This is a genomic window from Pseudomonas sp. A39 (genome assembly GCF_058145955.1).
Map to the genome: position 1 here is coordinate 13,983 of NZ_JBYVMD010000006.1, position 18,223 is coordinate 32,205.

The following is an 18,223-nucleotide window of genomic DNA, read 5'->3' on the forward strand; positions in this document are numbered from 1 at the left end:
GCCTGCTACGATTGCGCTCAATTCACGCCTTGTTGATCACGAGTGCTTGGCATGCAACTACCGGACATGAACCTGCTGGTCGCCCTCGACGCCTTGCTCGACGAGGGCAGTGTGGTTGGCGCCGCGCGCCGCATGAACCTCAGCCCGGCGGCCATGAGCCGCACCCTGACGCGTATTCGCGAAGCGGTGGGCGACCCGATCCTGGTGCGCGCCGGTCGCGGCCTGGTGCCCACGCCTAAGGCGCTGCAGCTGCAAGGTCAGGTGCGCAACGTCGTCGAGCAGGCGGCGTTGCTGTTCCGCTCGGCGGACCAAGTGGATCTCAGCACCTTGCGCCGCCGCTTCAGCGTGCGCGCCAATGACTTCTTTATCGGCGTATACGGCGGGCGGCTGTTCGACACCATGGAGCGCCTGGCGCCCCTGTGCGAGCTGTGCTTCGTGCCCGAAGGCGACACCGATGACGAGGCCCTGCGCGAAGGGCGCCTGGATTTACGCGTGAGCAACACCATGCCGGCCAGCCCCGAAGTGAAGGTGCAGAATCTGTTCTCCACCACCTTCGTCGGCCTGGCGCGGGAAGACCACCCGTTGTTCGACGAAGAAATCACCGCCGCACGTTTCGCCAGTTATTCCCATATCAGCATCTCGCGGCGCGGCATCGCACGGGGGCCGATCGATACCGCGCTGAATGCCCAGGGCCTGGAGCGCCGCGTGGCGATGATCGCCCCAGGCTTTCACGGCGCGATGTTCATGCTGCCCGACTCCGACCTGATCCTGCCGGTGCCTAAGGAGGCGCTGTTGAGTGCCAATCGCCTGAAGCTGCCACTGCGCGCGTTCGCCCTGCCTATCTCGCTGCCGACGCTGGTATTGGCCCAATCCTGGCACCCGCGATTCGACAAAGACCCCGCCCACAAATGGCTGCGCGAAACCCTGCGCGAGAGCTGCCACGCCACGTGGCTCGAAGCCCAGCCGGCCTGAAGTGAACTCGGTGAATGTGGGAGCTGGCTTGCCTGCGATTGCGGTCTGACTGTTCCAAATGGATCACTGACCCACCGCTATCGCCGGCAAGCCAGCTCCCACAGAGGTTGGTGTTTATCGTGATTGTTGCGTCTGGTGCAGTTACACACTGCCAACAAGTAACTTTTTGTCATGTTTGTGCCTGATTAAACTGCTCGGGTATTTATCATTCGAGCTACTTGTTCATGACGTCCCTCGCTGCACCCACCCTTGCGGCCGCAGCCAAGCCCACTGCCATGACCCCGCCCGTGTTCGGCCCGCGCATCATCATCGGGCTGGTCGGCGTGTTGCTGGCGGTGCTGGTCTCCGGTCTCAACGAGATGGTCACCAAAGTAGCCCTCGCCGATATTCGCGGCGCGCTGTACATCGGGTTCGACGAAGGCACCTGGCTGGTCGCGGCCTACACCGCCACCTCGGTATCAGCCATGGCCTTCGCACCCTGGTGTTCGGTGACTTTTTCCCTGCGCCGCTTCACCCTCTGGGCGATCGGAGTGTTTACGGTGCTGGGGATCCTGTGCCCGTTCGCGCCGAACTACGAAAGCCTGCTGGTGCTGCGCACCGTGCAAGGCCTGGCCGGTGGTGCGCTACCGCCGATGCTGATGACCGTGGCGCTGCGTTTCCTGCCGGCCAACGTCAAGCTGTACGGCCTGGCCGGCTACGCCCTCACTGCCACCTTCGGCCCGAGCCTGGGCACGCCGCTGGCGGCGCTGTGGACCGAGTACGTCGGCTGGCAGTGGGCGTTCTGGCAGATCGTTGCGCCGTGTCTGCTGGCCATGGCCGCCGTGGCCTACGGGTTGCCGCAGGACCCGCTGCGCCTGGAGCGCTTCAAGCAGTTCAACTGGCGCGGCCTGCTGTTGGGCTTCCCGGCGATCTGCATGCTGGTGATCGGCATCCTGCAAGGCAATCGCCTTGACTGGTTCGAGTCGGGCCTGATCACCTTCCTGCTGTCGGGTGGCAGCGTGTTGTTGGTGCTGTTCATGGTGAATGAGTGGTCGCACCCGATGCCGTTTTTCAAATTGCAGATGCTCGGGCTGCGCAACCTGTCGTTCGCCCTGATTGTGCTGGCGGGCGTGCTGATGGTGCTGACCTCGGTGATCATCATCCCGTCGAGTTTTCTCGCCCAGGTCCAGGGGTACCGTCCGCTGCAAACCGCGCCGGTGATGCTGTTGATGGCGATCCCGCAATTGATCGCGCTGCCGCTGGTGGCGGCGCTGTGCAACCTGCGCTGGGTCGATTGCCGCTGGGTGCTCGGGATCGGCCTGGGGATGCTGGTGCTGTGCTGCGTGGGCAGTGCGCACCTGACCTCGGCGTGGATTCGCGATGACTTCTACGGCCTGTACCTGCTGCAAATTTTCGGACAACCGATGGCCGTGTTGCCGCTGCTGATGCTCTCCACCGGCAGCATCCAGCCAACGGACGGCCCGTTCGCCTCAGCCTGGTTCAACACCATTAAAGGCCTGGCCGCCGTGATTGCCACCGGCGTGCTCGACACCTTGACCACCCAGCGCCTGCACTTCCATTCGACCCTGCTGGTGGACCGCCTGGGCAACTCACCCCTGGCCGACGGCGACGCGCCGGGCTTGGCGCACCGTCTGCACGAGCAGGCCGTGGTGCTGACCTCTTCGGATCTCTATTACGTCATGGCCGCAGTCGCGGCGGCGTTGATCCTGCTGATTTTCTGGATGCCCACGCGGATTTTCCCGCCTCGTGCACCGACTTGATTGAAAGGACTGCTCATGAAACGCAAAGACAAAATTGCCGTCTCCGTTATCGCGGTATTCGCCGTCGGCGTGCTGGTGTACCTGGTCGCGCCGGGCGTGCTCGGCAGCAAGCGCCAGACCACCAACGACGCCTTCGTCGCCGCTGACTTCACCCTCGTGGCGCCGCGCGTGGCGGGCTTCATCAAAGAGGTGCTGGTGGAGGACAACCAGCGCGTTAAGGCCGGGCAACTGTTGGCGCTGATCGACGACCGCGATTTCCGCGCCGCCGCCCAGGCTGCCGACGCTGATACGTTGGTCGCCCAGGCCCAACTGAAAAATGCCACCGCCACCCTCGAGCGCCAAAGCTCGGTGATCGCCCAGGCCCAGGCCACCGTCGCAGCGGACCGCGCCGAAGTGGCTTTCGCCGAACACGAACTCAATCGCTACAACCACCTCGCCGGTGTAGGCGCCGGCACCGTGCAGAACGCCCAGCAAGCCAAGACCCGCATCGACCAGGCCACCGCGCGCCTGGCGAACGCGACGGCGGTGCTGGCGGCCGAACGCAAGCAAGTGGAGATCCTCACCGCCCAGCGCGATGCCGCCGAAGGTGGGCTCAAGCGTGCCCAGGCCGCGCTGGAATTGGCCAGTTATCAACTGTCCTACACGCGCATCGTCGCGCCGGTGGATGGCATGGTCGGCGAACGTGCGGTGCGCGTTGGCGCGTATGTGACGCCGGGCAGCAAGATCCTCGCGGTGGTGCCGCTGGAAGAGGCGTACGTGGTGGCCAACTTCCAGGAAACCCAGCTTTCCCATATGCACGCCGGCCAGGCCGTGCAGGTGCGCGTCGACAGCCTCGACGGTGAGTTGCTCAACGGCCATCTGGAAAGCCTCGCGCCTGCGACGGGCGTGACGTTCGCCTCGATCAAACCCGACAACGCCACCGGCAACTTCACCAAGGTCGTGCAGCGGATTCCGGTGAAGATCGTCCTCGAACCCAACCAGGCACTCACCGAACGCCTGCGGGTCGGCATGTCGGTGGAAGCCAGCGTCGACACCCAGCCCGTTGCGCAGCAGCGTGAGGTGGCCCAGCAATGAAGCGAATTGCCTGGCTCACCTTGAGCCTTATCAGCCTGAGTGCCTGTACGGTCGGCCCGGACTTCCACAAGCCCCAGAGCCTGCCAGTGTCGCAATGGAACGAGCCCCAGGGTCGTCAGGCGACCAGCCGTGCCGTCAGCGATCCCTTGCAGGAGCGCTGGTGGGATGTGTTTCACGACGCGCAACTCTCGGCCCTCACCCGTCGCGCGCTCACCGATAACCTTGACCTGAAACTGGCCAGCAGTCGCCTGCACCAAAGCCGTGCCGTACGCCAGGTGACCACAGCCGAGCGTTATCCCAACCTCAGCGCCAACGGTGATTACCTGCGCCAACGCAACAGCGGCAAAGGCCTAAGCGACCCGTCCGGCAACAACGGTCGTTCGGCGTTCAACCAGTGGGACATGGGCTTTTCTGCCTCTTGGGAGTTGGACTTCTGGGGCCGTGTGAAACGCGAAACCGAAGCCGCTGACGCCACCCTGCAAGTCGCCGAAGACGACCGCCGCGCTGTGCTGTTGTCGGTACTCGCCGAGACCGCCCAGGACTACATCCAACTGCGCGGTGTACAGAACACCCGCGCCGTCACCGAGCAGAACCTCGACGTCGCCCGCCACAGCCTCAAGCTGTCACAGTTGCGCCTGGCCGACGGCGTGGCGACCGACCTGGACGTCGCCGAAGCCGCCGCCCAGGTCGCGGCCATCGAAGCGCGGCTGCCGGATCTGCAACAGCGTCAGGACCAACTGATCAATGCCCTCAGCCTGTTGATGGGCGAGCCGCCGCAGGCCCTGCACGCGCAGTTGTCCAAGGACGCCGCCGTGCCGCAAACCCAGCGCCAGGTTGCGATTGGCCTGCCGTCGGAACTGGCCGAGCGCCGCCCGGACATCCGCCAGGCTGAAGCCCGCCTGCACGCCGCGACCGCCAGCATCGGCGTTGCCAAAGGCGACTTCTACCCGCGCATCACCTTGTCCGGCAGCCTCGGCTCCCAGGCCATGCAACTCTCGGATCTCGGTTCCTGGGGCTCCCGCGCTTTTGCCTTCGGGCCGCAGTTCAGCTTGCCGCTGTTCAACGGCGGGCGCCTGCAAGGCATGTTGAACCTGCGCGAAGCCCAACAACAGGAAGCGGCGCTCGCGTATCAGCAAACCGTGCTGCGGGCCTGGCATGAGATCGACGACCAATTGACCCGCTACAACGCCAGCCAACTGCGCCGCGACAGCCTCGCCGAAGCCGTGCGGCAGAACCAGATTGCCCTGAGCACCGCGCAGCAGCAGTACGTGGAAGGCGTGGTGGATTTCGTCAACGTGCTCACTGTGCAGAGCGCGCTGCTGGCCACGCAAGAGCAATGGGTGGAAAGCTCGACCGGCGTGTCCCTGGCCATGGTTGGCCTGTACAAAGCGTTGGGCGGAGGCTGGGAATCGGTTTACCCGCTACAAACCGCTGGGCGCTGAGCGGCAAAGCTACAGATTGAACGCATCAGGGGTTTTGCAAAAACACCACATAGCCTCGAAACCACTCGCTGTCCTTCAGATACCCCGGTGCTTGCCACTCTCCGCCCTGAATCAAGCCAATCTTGAACGGCAGCCCCAGCCGATCCATGCGTGGCAAGTACGCCGCGTAATCCGGGATGCTGTGGCGGCCTTGGTACGTCTGCACCACCACTTCATCCACCACGCCCTTGAGCTGGGCGATGGCCGCCGGGTCGGCGTTGCTGCTCCAGTCCATCAAGCCGGTGATGCTCAGGCGCAACTCGGCAGGCAAACGCTGGCGCAGGTCGCGCAGGAACTCGGCGTATTCGTGCAGGTATTGGGTACGCGCATCGAAGTCGATCTGGATACCGACCACCGGGTTGCCCGCATCGCGCCAGCGTTGCACTTGCCCGAGCAGTTGTGTGTAGACGGGTTCCGGCCAGCGCAGGGTGTGGGCGCGGTAGACGATCCAGATGTCGCCCTGGGTGAGGCGTGGCACGCTGATGCCTTGGGCGATCATCTGCACGCCACGGCCCGGCGCGCGGCGGGTGGCGTTGATCTGGCCCTGGAGGATATACACGGTCTTGGCCTGCTTGAGCACCGGTTGCGGGGTGACACCACTCCACAGCCAGAAGGCGTCATAGTCACGGGCGTCAACGGCGCCGAAGGCCGGGCTTGCCAGTAATAGCAAGCCTAGCCACAGGTGCTTCACCAGTAGTACTGCAGGGACTTGCCCCACTGGGTATCGGCGAAGCCGGTTTTCAACTGACGGAACCACGCCTTGCGCACGGCCGGCTCCACATCAACGCCGCCGCAGCTGTTGTAGCCCGATGGCCCATAGCAGTTGATAGCGCGAAACAGCGCATAGGCGCGATCATTCTTAGGCGCCTTGGCGTTGCCGATCACCTGTTTGTAGCCGTCCAGGCGCGAGAAGGTTTCTCCCTTGAAGTCCGACGCAGTGCTGCCCAGGCTGCCGGCGGCGCGTGCCTGTTCCAGTGGCATGCCGTCCAGGCCGTTGCGCAGGATGAACTCACCCAGACAGTTCAGGCCCTGTGGATTTTTGGCATCGCCCTGCAAGGTCGCGGCGGTTTGCGCGATGCTCGGGCAGGCGTAGCCGGATTCGGCCTTGTCGCCATTCCACTGGAACAGCTTCAAGGTTTGGCCGGCGCTGTAGACGTAGCCCAGGCTGGTGCCCAGTTTGTCTTCCGAAGCCTGGGCGGGCAGTTGCTTGAGGTCCTCGGCAAAGGTCGCGAACTGGCCGCGCAGCAGGTCTTTGTAGAGCAGCACGAATTGTGCGGTCTGGCGTTCCAGCGGGTCGCTGGCCTGGGCGATCTGTTGGCGCAGCAACTCCGGACCTGCAACGTTGCGCAGCAGGATGTAGCGTACCTGCTTGGCGCTGATCGGCGAGTCGGCGGCGAATACCTTGGCCAACTGGCCGCTGCGCTCGTAGTTCATGGCCAGGGCCAATTCCAACTGGTCGCGTTGCAGCGGCAGTTTCGCCAGCGGCAGCAGTTGCAGCCAGAGCGCTTCGGCACCTTTCCAGTCTTGCTTGGCTTCCAGGGCGAGGGCGCGCAGGGTCTGCTGGCTGAAGGCGAAGTAATTCAGGCTCGACGGTACGGTTTGGGGCAATAGCTTCAAGGCAGCGTCCGGTTGATGCTCGCTGTACAGCGCATTGACCGCCAGCAGGTAGTCATGCAGTTCCGGCGCATTGGCGAATGCGGCTTTTTGCTTCTCCAGGTCGGCGCGGGAGAGGGCCGGCTGGTTGCCGCCGCGCATTACCATCAGGTCACTGACAAACTGGATCATCGGTGTGGTGACGGTCTCGCTGTTGACCATCAACAGCTTGAGGTCAGCTTCCTCCACCAATTCATCCACCGACACATTGCGCTGCGCGTCAGTGGCCTGGGTCATCGCCCAGGCGTAGGCCTCGGCGAGTTTGGTGTTGTCACCGGCCAACCAATAGACCCGGCGCAATAGGCCACGGGCGGAAGCGACGTAATCGCCCTGTGGATAAGTTTTCAGGTAGTTGAGGAAACCTTCCTCAGCCTCGCTCAGGGCAGACTTATCCACATGCTCGAGGCGCGGCATGCCGTATTCGTCGAAGGCTTCGGCCTGGGCCTGGTTCAGTGAGGTACGCGCGGTCATGTACAGCGCGGTTTCCTTCAGCCACGGCACGTTGCTGCTGCTGGCGGCGGCAAACCCCCGTTCGGCGTCACTGAAGCGACCACTGTAGAAGTCGGCCGCGGCTTGCAGGTAAGTGCGCAACAGTTGGCCTTCGCTGGACTGGATCTGCTGGGCGTCCACCACTTGGCCCTCCCACGAACAGGACGTGAGCAGCTGCAAGCGCGCCTTTACCAGCAGCTCGCGTTCGGCCGCCGGCACGTCGGCCTTGATCACCTGGCGGATAAACGCGGTGGCGCTGTCATCGTCGTTGCTGCGGCAGCGGCTGCCTTCGCCATTGAGGAATGCTTCGCCAGCGGTTTTGTACTCGTCGCGCTTGATGCCCAAGGGCTGCAGCAGTGTGTCGAGTTCGGCGGTGTGTGAGTCGTCCGGGGCGTTGTCGGGTTCTTCGTTTGTGCTGGGAATGGGGGCCAGGCGATAGACCGGGAAGGGCACCGGGCCAAAGCCCTGGGACAGGTCATCTTCGCTCAAGGCGTTGGGCGCCAACGGCGCAGCCTTTTTGTCGGCCAGCAACAGGCGCAGATTGACGCGGCTGTCGTTGCCCGGGCTGAGGAAGGGCAGGTTGCTGCACGCGTCGAGGCTGTCACGTGCCACCCGCCAGTCGGGGTAGCACGAGTCGTCGGAGCTGGCCTGGGCGTGTTGGGAAAGGCCTGCGAGCAGTGCCAGTGCCAGGGGTGACAGAAAACCGATGCGCATGACGTGTCCTTGATCCTGAGTCCGTGGAGGGGGGCAATAATAGCGTGTTCCTACGGTTGCTTCGGAGACGCCCTGCACAATTTGCTGATTTGTCCGATTCCAGCAGCCAGCCTGGATCTTTTGTCCTAGAGTGGCGGTGTTTATGCGTGAGCAATCAAGGCAGTGGTAGGGGAATCGAGGTGCGTCGGTCTGTGGTAGAACAAAACGAAAAGGTCGGGACGTTACCCGCACTCAACCGCCTGACGTGGGATGGCGCCGGTTGGATCAGCCGACTCTGGTGGGTGCCGATCCTGGCGCTGGCTATGATTCTGCGTTTTTACAACCTGACGGCGGCGGCGATCTGGGGCGACGAAGGCTCGAGCCTGCTGCTCAGCGAATACGCCTTGGCCGACCTGTGGTTTCACGCGGCGCACGACGTGCATCCGCCGCTGTATTTTTTCCTGCTGCGCGGCTGGATCGAGCTGTTCGGCGACAGTATCTGGTCGATACGCGGCATGAGCGCCATTCCCGGTGTGGTGGTCGTGGGCCTGGGCGTCTGGCTGACCCGGCAACTGTCCACGCGCCGGGCGGCGGTACTGGCGGGGATCCTGCTGGCGCTGTTGCCGACAGCGGTGCGTTACAGCCAGGAAGTGCGCATGTATTCGCTGCTGGCCGTGTGGTTGCTGGGCGCCACGCTGGCGCTGGTGTACTGGGTGCGCCAACCCGAGCGCACGCGCTATCTGGCGGCCTATGTCGTATTGATGAGTGCCGGTTTCTATACCCATTACTTCACTGCGCTGTGCGTGCTGGTGCATTGGGCTTACCTGGGCGTGCTGGGTGGCACGGCGCCGCGAGGCCAACGCCTGATCACGCGCCCGGCCTGGTGGGTGGCGAACACAACGATTGTGCTGGTGTACCTGCCGTGGCTGCCGAACCTGCTGGACCTGGTACAGCACGTCGACCAGCTCAAGGTGGGGGGCGACATCGGCTGGGAAGAACCGGTCAACCTGTTCTCCCTGCCCTCGATGATCTGGCAATTCGTGCTGCAGGATGAAGGCGTTGGCTTCTGGGCACCGCTGTTCTGGCTGTTTCCGCTGTTGCTGGTGGCTGTCGTCGTCATCACGGCCTGGCGTGATCGCGAGCGTCATCGACCGGCCCGCCTGCTGGCGCTGTTTTTCTTGCTGCCGGTGTTATTGGTCTACGGCGTGTCGTTTATTTCCCCGGTGTTTATCGAACGCTACCTGACGGTGTATGCCCTGGGCTTGCCGATCCTTTGGGCGATGGCCATCGACCGCCTGCCATCACGGTTTGCACTGCTGGGGGCGGCGTTGTTCGTCCTGTTTGTCGGCGTGGAACTGGTGGGGCTTAAGAACAATTTCACCGTGGATGAGCACGACCAGTTCAACGTGCCGGTGGAGTTCGTCAACCGCAATTACCAGGAAGACGACCGCATCGTCCTCAGCGACATGATGTGGTACCTCAGCTACGTGTATTACGACCAGACCGACGCTCAACTGCAGCTCTACACCCCGCCCAAACCCGACGGCACGCCCACCCGGCCGAATGCCTACGGCTTCGGCACCCTGGTGGACCAGGACGGCGGACGCATCTACCTCGACCACCTGTCGGCACTGCCCGCCGAAACCCGCCGCGTGTGGCTGATCAGCAGCAACGAAGCCCCGGACGACTTCGCCCCGCTGCCCGAAGGCTGGCGCGAACTCAGCCGCCAGGATGGCGGCGGTGCGAGGGCGCGGTTGTTCGTGTTGTGCAACGTGCCGTCGGCGCAACCCGAGGGCTGCCGCTAGACTGGGTTAACGCTTTTCTAACAGGAGTCCGTCATGGAATCGCCCGTGCATAGCTTGCCGTCACTGTTCAAACAGTTGGGTCTGCCGGATGACCCGGTGAGTATCGAGCAGTTTGTCACGACTCATTCGCCCCTCAAGCCGGAGCTGAAACTGGCGGATGCGTTCTTCTGGACGCACAGCCAGCAAGCGTTTTTGCGTGAGGAAATTCTGGAGGATGCAGATTGGGCAGAAGTGGTGGATGAGTTGAACTTGATGTTGCGGGGCGGGCGAGGGGTGCAAAAAACTTAGCAGAAAGGGCAAAAGTTGAAAAAACCGGGCTTGATGGCTTGGACCTAGTGGGCGAAATCCAGCGCCGTCTGGATGGCCAGGCCGAACAACAACCCTGAAGCCAGCACTGATCTAAATGTGGGAGGGGGCTTGCTCCCGATAGCGGTCAATCAGTCAACCTTGTATTGACTGAAACTGCGAAATCGGGAGCAAGCCCACTCCCACATTCGGTATGCGGTAAATCCTACCCCCACGCTAAAACCAGCTTTACTGACTCCCACCACCCATCCGCAAAATTGTTTCAAAACTTGACGCATTTGGATCCATCCACCATATTGATAGTTAGCAAACTAACTGTATGCGAACTATCCAGTGCCTCAATCCCTCGAACAACTCCAGATGAACCTCAGCAGCAGCATGGTGGTGGGCGCCCGTAACTGGCGCAAAATCTGCCAGACAACGCTGGTGAGCTATGGCATCTCCGAAGCTTGCGCCGTGCCGCTGTTGATGATCGGCCGCCTGGGTGACGGGGTGCACCAGGTCAAAGTGGCCCAGGCGTCGGGGATGGAAAGCCCGTCGCTGGTGCGCCTGCTCGACCGGCTGTGTTCCGACGGCTACGTGTGCCGTACCGAAGACGTTCACGACCGTCGCGCCAAGTCCCTGAGCCTCACCGAGCGCGGCCGCGAACTGGTGCATGCAGTGGAAGTACAACTGGTGCGCCTGCGTAAGGATGTGCTGGCGGATATCGCCCCCAGCGATCTGGAAGCCGCGCTGCGTGTGCTGCGTGCTTTCGAGGCGGCGTCGCTTTGAACGGATTTTTTACCGGTTTCCCGCCCGCCCGTGATTGGTTCTACGGGGTCCGTACCTTCGCGGCCTCGATGATTGCCCTGTACATCGCCATGCTCATGCAAATGCCGCGTCCGTACTGGGCGATGGCCACGGTGTATATCGTGTCCAGCCCGTTTGTCGGCCCTACCAGTTCCAAAGCGCTCTACCGTGCCATCGGCACGTTCATGGGGGCGGCGGCGGCGGTGATCTTTGTGCCGATGTTCGTGCAGTCGCCCTACCTGCTGGTGGTGGTGATTGCCCTGTGGACGGGCACCTTGCTGTTCCTCTCCATGCACCTGCGCACCGCCAACAATTACGCCCTGATGCTGGCCGGCTACACTTTGCCGCTGATCGCCTTGCCGGTGGTGGATAACCCCCTGGCGGTCTGGGACGTGGCCGAAGCGCGCACTGAAGAAATCTTCCTCGGCATCGCAGTCGCAGCGGTGGTGGGCGCAATGTTCTGGCCGCGCCGGTTGATGCCGGTGTTCGATGGCTCGGTGGCCAAATGGTTTGCCGACGCGCAGGTCTACAGCCAGCGCTTCCTCACGCGCAATGTCGAGCCTGAAGAAATCAGCACACTGCGCGGCGGTATGGTCGCCACTTTCAACACCCTTGAATTGATGATCGGCCAATTGCCGCACGAAGGCGCACGGCCACAGACGGTACGCAATACCAAGGAACTGCGCGGGCGCATGATTCACCTGCTGCCGGTGATCGATGCCCTGGATGATGCGGTGTACGCCATCGAACACCGCGCACCAGAGTTTGTCGATCAGCTCGCGCCGTTGCTGGAAGCCGCCAACGCCTGGCTGGAAAGGACTACCGACACCGCGCCTCTTGAGCGCTGGCGCGTGCTGCGCGATCAGGTCGACGCCGCCCAACCCCAAGGCGAAGCGCTGGACGACCGTCACACGCTGCTGTTTTCCAACGCGCTGTACCGCCTGGGCGAATGGATCGATTTGTGGCAAGACTGCCGCAGCCTGCAAGCCGCCATCCAGTGCGAGAGCCAGGACACTTGGCGCGCCGTCTACCGCCACTGGCGCCTGGGCCGGCTCACGCCGTTCCTCGACCGTGGCCTGATGTTCTACTCGGCGTTTTCCACCGTTACCGCGATCATCGTCGCCTCGGTGCTGTGGATCCTGCTCGGTTGGACCGACGGCGGCAGCGCAGTGATCCTGGCCGCCGTCGCCTGCAGCTTTTTCGCAACGATGGACGACCCGGCGCCGCAGATCTACCGGTTCTTTTTCTGGACCGCCATGTCGGTGCTGTTCGCCAGCCTGTACCTGTTCCTGGTGCTGCCCAATCTGCATGACTTCCCGATGCTGGTGCTGGCGTTTGCCGTGCCGTTTATCTGCATCGGCACGCTCACGGTGCAGCCGCGCTTTTACCTGGGCATGCTGCTGACGCTGGTGAATACCTCGTCGTTCATCAGCATCCAGGGTGCCTACGATGCGGACTTTCTCAACTTCGCCAACGTCAACCTGGCGGGGCCGGTGGGCCTGCTGTTCGCCTTTGTGTGGACGTTGATCGCGCGGCCCTTCGGCGCTGAATTGGCGGCCAAGCGCCTGACCCGTTTCAGCTGGCGCGACATCGTCAGCCTCACCGAGCCGGCGACCCTCGCCGAACACCGGCACATGGCCGTGCAAATGCTCGACCGCCTGATGCAGCACCTGCCGCGCCTGGCCCTGATCAACCAGGACACCGGCACCGCCCTGCGCGATTTGCGCGTGGCGCTGAACCTGCTCGACCTGCTGGCCTACTCGCCGCGCATCCTCGGCGTGCCACGGGTGCTGCTCAACCAAGTGGTGGAAGGCGTGGGGGGTTACTTCAAGGCCTGCCTCAAGGCGGGTGAACGCTTGCCCGCGCCCAGCGGTCTGCTGATGACCCTGGACCGCACGCGCCGCGCCCTCAACGGCCAGGGCCTGCAAGACGAACACGACACGCGCCTGCACCTGCTGCACGCGCTGGCCGGGCTGCGCTTGTCGCTGCTGCCGGGCGTGGAATTTATTGGCGGCACCGAGATGGAAGCGCCGCTGCCTGATGGAGCGCCTTTATGATCGGTGATCTGGATATCAGCGGGGTGTTCCTGCCCACGCTGCTGGTGCTGATGGGCATTACGTATGTGTTGTTCCTGGTGGTGCACGGGTTGTTGACCCGCGTCCACTTCTATCGCCTGGTCTGGCACCGGGCATTGTTCAATGTGGGGCTCTACGCGCTGTTGCTGGGCGCGGTGGACTCACTCAGTCGATACCTGATGACATGAAAAAACCTTTTTTGACCATCGGCCGTGTAGTCCTTACGTTGTTGATCGTGACGTTTGCGGTCGTCGTGGTGTGGCGCATGGTCATGTACTACATGTTTGCCCCCTGGACCCGTGACGGCCACATCCGGGCCGACATCGTGCAGATCGCCCCGGACGTCTCCGGGCTGATCCAGCGCGTGGACGTGCGCGATAACCAGTTGGTGACCAAGGGCCAGGTGCTGTTTGCCGTCGACCAGGACCGCTTCAAGCTGGCCCTGCGCCAAGCCCAGGCCGCCGTGGCCGACCGCCAGGAAACCCTGGCCCAGGCCCAGCGCGAGTACAAGCGTAACCGTGGCCTTGGCAACCTGGTGCCCAGCGAGCAACTGGAAGAAAGCCAGTCGCGTGTCGCCCGCGCCCAGTCAGCCTTGGCCGAGGCCCAGGTGACGGTGGATTCCGCCCAGCTCAACCTCGACCGCTCGGTGATCCGCAGCCCGGTGGACGGCTACGTCAACGACCGTGCGCCGCGCGCGCAGGAGTTCGTCACCGCCGGGCGCCCGGTGCTGTCGGTGGTGGACAGCAATTCCTTCCATATCGACGGTTATTTCGAAGAGACCAAGCTCGACGGCATCCATGTCGGCATGAGCGTGGATATCCGTGTGATCGGCGACAACGCCCGTCTGCGCGGCCATGTGCAGAGCATCGTCGCCGGTATCGAAGACCGCGACCGCAGCAGCGGCGCCAACCTGTTGCCGAACGTCAACCCGGCGTTCAGCTGGGTGCGCCTGGCCCAGCGGATTCCGGTGCGCATTGCCTTTGACGATGTACCGGCGGACTTCCGCATGATCGCCGGGCGCACGGCGACGGTGTCGATCATCGGCGATAAGGTCGACAACGGAGCCAAGCCATGAAGCAGCTGCTGGCAACCGCTGCACTGGGGGTGTTGCTGTCGGCCTGCCAAGTCGTGGGGCCGGATTACACGCTGCCGGAAAAGTCCGCCATTAACCGTGGCGACCTGCAAGGGCAACTCGCGGGCGAGGGCCGCAACGTGGTCTCGGCGCCGGTGCCGGCCGACTGGTGGAAACTCTACAAGGACCCGCGCCTGGATGAGCTGGTGCGCCAGGCCATGGCCTCCAACACCGACCTGCGCGTGGCGGCCGCCAACTTGCAGCGTGCGCGCTATCAAACCCAGCAAGCCGAATCCGCCGGCGGCTGGAGCGTCGGCGCCAAGGCCGAAGCTCAGCGCCTGCAAGAGTCCGGTGAGGCCTTTTTGCTGTCGGAAAAAGTACCGGTGGGCAATATCGGCAGCGTCGGCATCACCACCTCTTACCAGTTCGATTTGTTCGGCACCCTGCAGCGCGGAATCGAAAGCGCCCAGGCCAGTGCGGACGCCGCGCAAGCCGCCGCCGATATCGCGCGCATCACCCTGGTAGCGGACGTAGTGCGCTCCTACACCCAGGTCTGTGCGGCCAATGAAGAGCTGGCGATTGCCAACGAGTCCCTCGACCTGCAGGCCCAGAGCACGAAGCTGACCCAGCGCCTACGCGACGCCGGGCGCGGTGATGAAACCCAGGTGACGCGCTCGCAGACCCAATACAAATCGTTGCGCGCCGACATGCCGCGCTACCAGGCGCTGCGCCAGGCCGGCTTGTTCCGCCTGTCGATGCTGCTCGCCAAGCCGCTGGACCAACTGCCGGCGGGCACCGGCACTTGCGCCGAATTACCGCACATCGCCCAATTGTTGCCGGTGGGCGACGGCGCGACGTTGCTCAAGCGCCGTCCCGATGTGCGTCAGGCCGAACGGCAACTGGCCGCTGCCACTGCGCGTATTGGCGTGGCCACGGGGGCGCTTTACCCGGATATCAGTATTGGTGCCACTGTGGGCACCGTCGGTCTGCTCGATAACCTCGGCACACCGGCCACCAATCGCTGGGGCTTTGGCCCGATGATCAGTTGGACAGTGCCGACCAACGGCGCACGCGCCCGTATCCACGAAGCTGAAGCCGCCACCCAGGGCGCCCTCGCGCACTTTGACGGCGTGGTGCTCAACGCCATCCGCGAAACCCAGACCGGCCTTGCGCAATACACCGCGCAGTTGCAACGCCGCGACGCCCTGGCCGAAGCGGGCGAGTCGGCCAAGGAAGCGGCGGGGCAGACCCATCGCTTTTTCCAGGCGGGTCGCGCGTCTTTCCTGGCCGACCTGCAAGCCACCCGCACCTACACCGATGTGCGCGCGCAACTGGCGGCGGCCAACACCCAGGTCGCCATGAGCCAGATCGATCTGTTCCTGGCCCTGGGCGGTGGCTGGGAAAGCGGACGAACGCAAGCGTCACAGCCCGGCAAACCCTGAGCGAATAGCTATGCTTTGACAGGCGGATCGTCGTGACGATTCGCCTGACACTGCTCGCGTTTGCTCATGGGGATTCCAATAATGAAAAACCCTTATGCTCCCGCTTTCTGGTGCGTGTGTTTCGCACTGGTATTGTTATCGGCGACTTACTTCTACGGCGTCATGCTGGCTCATCAACTCGACAAGGCGATGGTATTTCTCGACAGCGCCTGCCTGGTGATCGGCACCCTGTCCATCGGCGTCGTGGCCTGGGCCTCCTACCAAAATCAACGGGTGAAGAAAAAACTCCTCGAACAAGGCAAGACCCGCGTAGCCATCTGGGATACCAAGGTTGCGCTGCGTCGGGTCGAAACCGTGTTCGACCGCTATTTCTGGGGCAGCTATTGGCAGCCGGGGCGCACGTTCCAGGAAGTCATGGGCGACCTCACCGGCACGCCCCTGGAAAAAAGCCTCGAAGTCCTGAAAAAACAGTGTGTGGCGCTTGATCAGCAGGTTGCTGACGGCAGGCACTGGCTGAATAACGCGCGGGAATTGTCCGACGTGGCCACCCAGATGGCCCGCGAGCGCTACCAGCTCGACTTCTGCGACCCCAAGGCCGACACCCCCGGTAATGCCGTGATACACCGCGAGTTTGAGGTGTTGGTGTACACCTGGACGGCGCGCTTGAAGAGTTTCGACCACCAACTGGATGAAATTGAGCTGGAGTACTCCTGAACTCCTGTTGAACTGATCCCTCTGAAAGGCTGGGCCGTTTGTGGCCGCCAGTGCTAATCTTCCCCCGTTTTCGGCGGGCTTGAGCCAATCCCCTTGGGGTTCAAGGAAGACAGCCCACTTCTCACAGGATTTGATCAGGTCACTTCATGAATAAGCCAGCAGTCGTTCTTTTGGGTTTTGTTGTCGCCGTCGGCGTCGTCAGTGCGGGCGGTGCCTGGTACACCGGTAAGCAACTGGAGCCGGTGTTGCAAACGGCGGTTCAGGACGCCAACAAGGAACTGCAACGTTCCATGGCCGGCATCGACGGCACCGTTGCACTGGAGCTGGTGTCCCTGGACCGTGGCCTGTTCAGCAGTACCGCGCATTACCGCCTCAAAGGCCAGGGCTCGTTCTTCGGCGAGCAGAACCCGAACCCCGAGCTGCTGATTGTCGACCATATCGAACACGGCCCGCTGCCATTCTCGCGCCTGGTGTCGCTGAAATGGCTGCCGGTCATGGCCACCAGTCACTACGAACTGGAAAAGAACGCCACCACCGAGAAATGGTTCGCCGCCGCCAAAGACCTGTCGCCGCTCAAAGGCGTGGCCAATATCGGCTACAGCCGTTCGGTGAACGGCAATCTCGAACTGCTGCCGCTGGAGTTCAAGGACGCGACGGGCTCGGTCAACTTCTCCGGCCTGAACCTGGATTTTGACAGCACCGCCGAAGGCAAGAAGGTCAAGGTTGACGGCTACATGAACAGCCTCAAGCTGGCCGTGATCGACGCCAATGGCGCGCCGTTCGACGCTGAACTCGCTGGCCTGACCGTGGCCAGCAACCTGGAGAAATCCACTTTCGGCTTCTACACCGGGCAGAACACTGTAGAGCTGAGCGACGCCAAGCTCACCTTCGGCCCGCAGAAAGCCGTGCTGACCCTCAAGGGCTTCGAGCAAAAAGACGCCAGTGAAGTCAAAGACAACACCATGTCCGGCCGTGTGGACTACAAGATCGACGAGATCGGCTACCAGGGCAAACCGGTCGGTTCCGCCGCCATGGCCCTGAGCTTGAAAAACATCGATGTCCCCTCGGGCCTGGTGCTGACCAAGCTGTACCAGGACAAGATGCAGCCGGTGCAAGCCGCTGCCGCCGCCGGCCAACCGGTGCCGGAGCTGCAGCTGACCGAAGCCGAGCAAGCGCTGGCCCAAGCCAACGTCAACCAGTTGCTGGCCGCCAAGCCGCACCTGGCGCTGGAAAACCTGTCGCTGAAAACCACCCACGGTGAAAGCAAGTTCAACCTGGTGCTGGACCTGGCCAAGCCGACCACCCTGGAGCTGCCGCCGGTTGAACTGGGCAAGCAAATGGTCTCGCTGCTGGACGCCAACCTGACCCTGTCCAAGCCGATGATCGCTGACGTTGCCGCGCTGCAAGCACAGGTCGGCGGTGTGACCGACCCTAAAGCCATCGAGCAGCAATCCCAGATGGCCAGCGAAATGGTCAGCGGCATGGCTGTCGGCACGCAGCTGGCGACCCTGGTGGGCAGCGACGTGGTCTCCAAGCTGCATTACGCCAACAATGAAGTGACCTTCAATGGCCAGAAGATGACCGTTGAGCAATTCATTGGCTTCGTGATGTCCAAAGTCGGTGCGGTTGGCGGCGCGCAGTAAAGATTTCGCCATCGCCCAGAAATAAATAATGGGGGAGCGGGATTGCCCGCGATAACGGGTCAAACTGTCGGCGCTCCCGCCGGCGTGTGACCCGTTATCGCAGGCAAGTCCGCTCCCCCATTCGTATTTCAGATTTGTCGCGCAATTCTGAACAATTGTGCTGATTTGTGCATTTCGGTACAGGCGTCGGGGATAGTTCATACAGGAAAGCTAGGTCGGGTCACGAGACGCCGACGCCCTGATGCAAATCGCTCA

General features: G+C 62.9%; 15 protein-coding genes. 13 read left to right on the forward strand and 2 right to left on the reverse strand.

Features of this window, described 5'->3' with window-relative positions; genetic code table 11:
• The first annotated feature begins 51 nt into the window (after positions 1 to 51).
• From AC3ZU9_RS06205 to AC3ZU9_RS06220, 4 genes are all read left to right on the forward strand, one after another.
• The gene (locus tag AC3ZU9_RS06205) at positions 52 to 972 is read left to right on the forward strand and encodes a LysR family transcriptional regulator (protein ID WP_012721567.1); all 921 of its coding nucleotides are present in this window, start codon (positions 52 to 54) and stop codon (positions 970 to 972) included.
• Positions 973 to 1,196: 224 nt separating this feature from the next.
• Positions 1,197 to 2,732, forward strand: coding sequence for an MFS transporter (locus AC3ZU9_RS06210; RefSeq protein WP_046034549.1), 1,536 nt, complete (start codon positions 1,197 to 1,199; stop codon positions 2,730 to 2,732).
• Positions 2,733 to 2,747: 15 nt separating this feature from the next.
• A complete protein-coding gene (locus tag AC3ZU9_RS06215; RefSeq protein ID WP_102059872.1) occupies positions 2,748 to 3,806 on the forward strand; it encodes an HlyD family secretion protein in 1,059 nt (352 codons plus the stop codon).
• A complete protein-coding gene (locus tag AC3ZU9_RS06220; RefSeq protein WP_490090426.1) occupies positions 3,803 to 5,248 on the forward strand; it encodes an efflux transporter outer membrane subunit in 1,446 nt (481 codons plus the stop codon). The genes AC3ZU9_RS06215 and AC3ZU9_RS06220 overlap by 4 nt, the downstream gene beginning before the upstream one ends.
• Before the next feature lie 25 nt (positions 5,249 to 5,273).
• Here the strand turns inward: AC3ZU9_RS06220 and AC3ZU9_RS06225 are convergent, their stop codons facing one another.
• Positions 5,274 to 5,978 carry a DUF3142 domain-containing protein gene (locus AC3ZU9_RS06225; protein ID WP_490090427.1) on the reverse strand — a complete coding sequence of 235 codons (705 nt, stop codon included), beginning with the start codon at positions 5,976 to 5,978 and terminating at the stop codon, positions 5,274 to 5,276.
• A complete protein-coding gene (locus tag AC3ZU9_RS06230; protein ID WP_490090428.1) occupies positions 5,975 to 8,143 on the reverse strand; it encodes a PA5441 family protein in 2,169 nt (722 codons plus the stop codon). The genes AC3ZU9_RS06225 and AC3ZU9_RS06230 overlap by 4 nt, the downstream gene beginning before the upstream one ends.
• 179 nt (positions 8,144 to 8,322) lie before the next feature.
• Between AC3ZU9_RS06230 and AC3ZU9_RS06235 the strand changes: the two genes are divergently transcribed.
• The 9 genes from AC3ZU9_RS06235 to AC3ZU9_RS06275 all read left to right on the forward strand — a co-directional run bounded on the left by AC3ZU9_RS06235 (position 8,323) and on the right by AC3ZU9_RS06275 (position 17,968).
• Complete coding sequence (locus AC3ZU9_RS06235; RefSeq protein WP_490090429.1) at positions 8,323 to 9,927, forward strand: glycosyltransferase family 39 protein; 1,605 nt, start codon at positions 8,323 to 8,325, stop codon at positions 9,925 to 9,927.
• A 33-nt stretch (positions 9,928 to 9,960) separates the two neighbouring features.
• Entirely contained in the window at positions 9,961 to 10,215 is a 255-nt protein-coding gene (locus AC3ZU9_RS06240) for a DUF2789 domain-containing protein (protein ID WP_012721574.1), read from the forward strand.
• 378 nt (positions 10,216 to 10,593) lie between these two features.
• A complete protein-coding gene (locus AC3ZU9_RS06245; RefSeq protein WP_043204616.1) occupies positions 10,594 to 11,004 on the forward strand; it encodes a MarR family winged helix-turn-helix transcriptional regulator in 411 nt (136 codons plus the stop codon).
• On the forward strand, positions 11,001 to 13,079 hold the full coding sequence (locus tag AC3ZU9_RS06250; RefSeq protein WP_046034556.1) for an FUSC family protein: 2,079 nt from the start codon (positions 11,001 to 11,003) through the stop codon (positions 13,077 to 13,079). Before AC3ZU9_RS06245 ends, AC3ZU9_RS06250 begins: the two co-directional genes overlap by 4 nt.
• Entirely contained in the window at positions 13,076 to 13,285 is a 210-nt protein-coding gene (locus tag AC3ZU9_RS06255) for a DUF1656 domain-containing protein (protein ID WP_012721577.1), read from the forward strand. Before AC3ZU9_RS06250 ends, AC3ZU9_RS06255 begins: the two co-directional genes overlap by 4 nt.
• Positions 13,282 to 14,172 (forward strand): efflux RND transporter periplasmic adaptor subunit, encoded by an 891-nt coding sequence (locus tag AC3ZU9_RS06260; protein WP_490090430.1) that lies wholly within the window; start codon positions 13,282 to 13,284, stop codon positions 14,170 to 14,172. The genes AC3ZU9_RS06255 and AC3ZU9_RS06260 overlap by 4 nt, the downstream gene beginning before the upstream one ends.
• The gene (locus tag AC3ZU9_RS06265; RefSeq protein ID WP_490090431.1) at positions 14,169 to 15,611 is read left to right on the forward strand and encodes an efflux transporter outer membrane subunit; all 1,443 of its coding nucleotides are present in this window, start codon (positions 14,169 to 14,171) and stop codon (positions 15,609 to 15,611) included. Before AC3ZU9_RS06260 ends, AC3ZU9_RS06265 begins: the two co-directional genes overlap by 4 nt.
• A gap of 81 nt (positions 15,612 to 15,692) precedes the next feature.
• Positions 15,693 to 16,325, forward strand: coding sequence for a hypothetical protein (locus tag AC3ZU9_RS06270; protein WP_028615228.1), 633 nt, complete (start codon positions 15,693 to 15,695; stop codon positions 16,323 to 16,325).
• A 146-nt stretch (positions 16,326 to 16,471) separates the two neighbouring features.
• The gene (locus AC3ZU9_RS06275) at positions 16,472 to 17,968 is read left to right on the forward strand and encodes a YdgA family protein (RefSeq protein WP_102059878.1); all 1,497 of its coding nucleotides are present in this window, start codon (positions 16,472 to 16,474) and stop codon (positions 17,966 to 17,968) included.
• Positions 17,969 to 18,223: the final 255 nt, after the last annotated feature.

Excerpts from the sequence above, each read along its gene's own strand:
- AC3ZU9_RS06265 (WP_490090431.1), top strand. The coding sequence starts at position 14,169 with ATGAAGCAGCTGCTGGCAACCGCTGCACTGGGGGTGTTGCTGTCGGCC.
- AC3ZU9_RS06210 (WP_046034549.1), top strand. The coding sequence starts at position 1,197 with ATGACGTCCCTCGCTGCACCCACCCTTGCGGCCGCAGCCAAGCCCACT.
- AC3ZU9_RS06260 (WP_490090430.1), top strand. The coding sequence starts at position 13,282 with ATGAAAAAACCTTTTTTGACCATCGGCCGTGTAGTCCTTACGTTGTTG.
- AC3ZU9_RS06215 (WP_102059872.1), top strand. The coding sequence starts at position 2,748 with ATGAAACGCAAAGACAAAATTGCCGTCTCCGTTATCGCGGTATTCGCC.
- AC3ZU9_RS06255 (WP_012721577.1), top strand. The coding sequence starts at position 13,076 with ATGATCGGTGATCTGGATATCAGCGGGGTGTTCCTGCCCACGCTGCTG.
- AC3ZU9_RS06270 (WP_028615228.1), top strand. The coding sequence starts at position 15,693 with ATGAAAAACCCTTATGCTCCCGCTTTCTGGTGCGTGTGTTTCGCACTG.
- AC3ZU9_RS06245 (WP_043204616.1), top strand. The coding sequence starts at position 10,594 with ATGAACCTCAGCAGCAGCATGGTGGTGGGCGCCCGTAACTGGCGCAAA.
- AC3ZU9_RS06240 (WP_012721574.1), top strand. The coding sequence starts at position 9,961 with ATGGAATCGCCCGTGCATAGCTTGCCGTCACTGTTCAAACAGTTGGGT.
- AC3ZU9_RS06220 (WP_490090426.1), top strand. The coding sequence starts at position 3,803 with ATGAAGCGAATTGCCTGGCTCACCTTGAGCCTTATCAGCCTGAGTGCC.
- AC3ZU9_RS06230 (WP_490090428.1), bottom strand. The coding sequence starts at position 8,143 with ATGCGCATCGGTTTTCTGTCACCCCTGGCACTGGCACTGCTCGCAGGC.
- AC3ZU9_RS06275 (WP_102059878.1), top strand. The coding sequence starts at position 16,472 with ATGAATAAGCCAGCAGTCGTTCTTTTGGGTTTTGTTGTCGCCGTCGGC.
- AC3ZU9_RS06205 (WP_012721567.1), top strand. The coding sequence starts at position 52 with ATGCAACTACCGGACATGAACCTGCTGGTCGCCCTCGACGCCTTGCTC.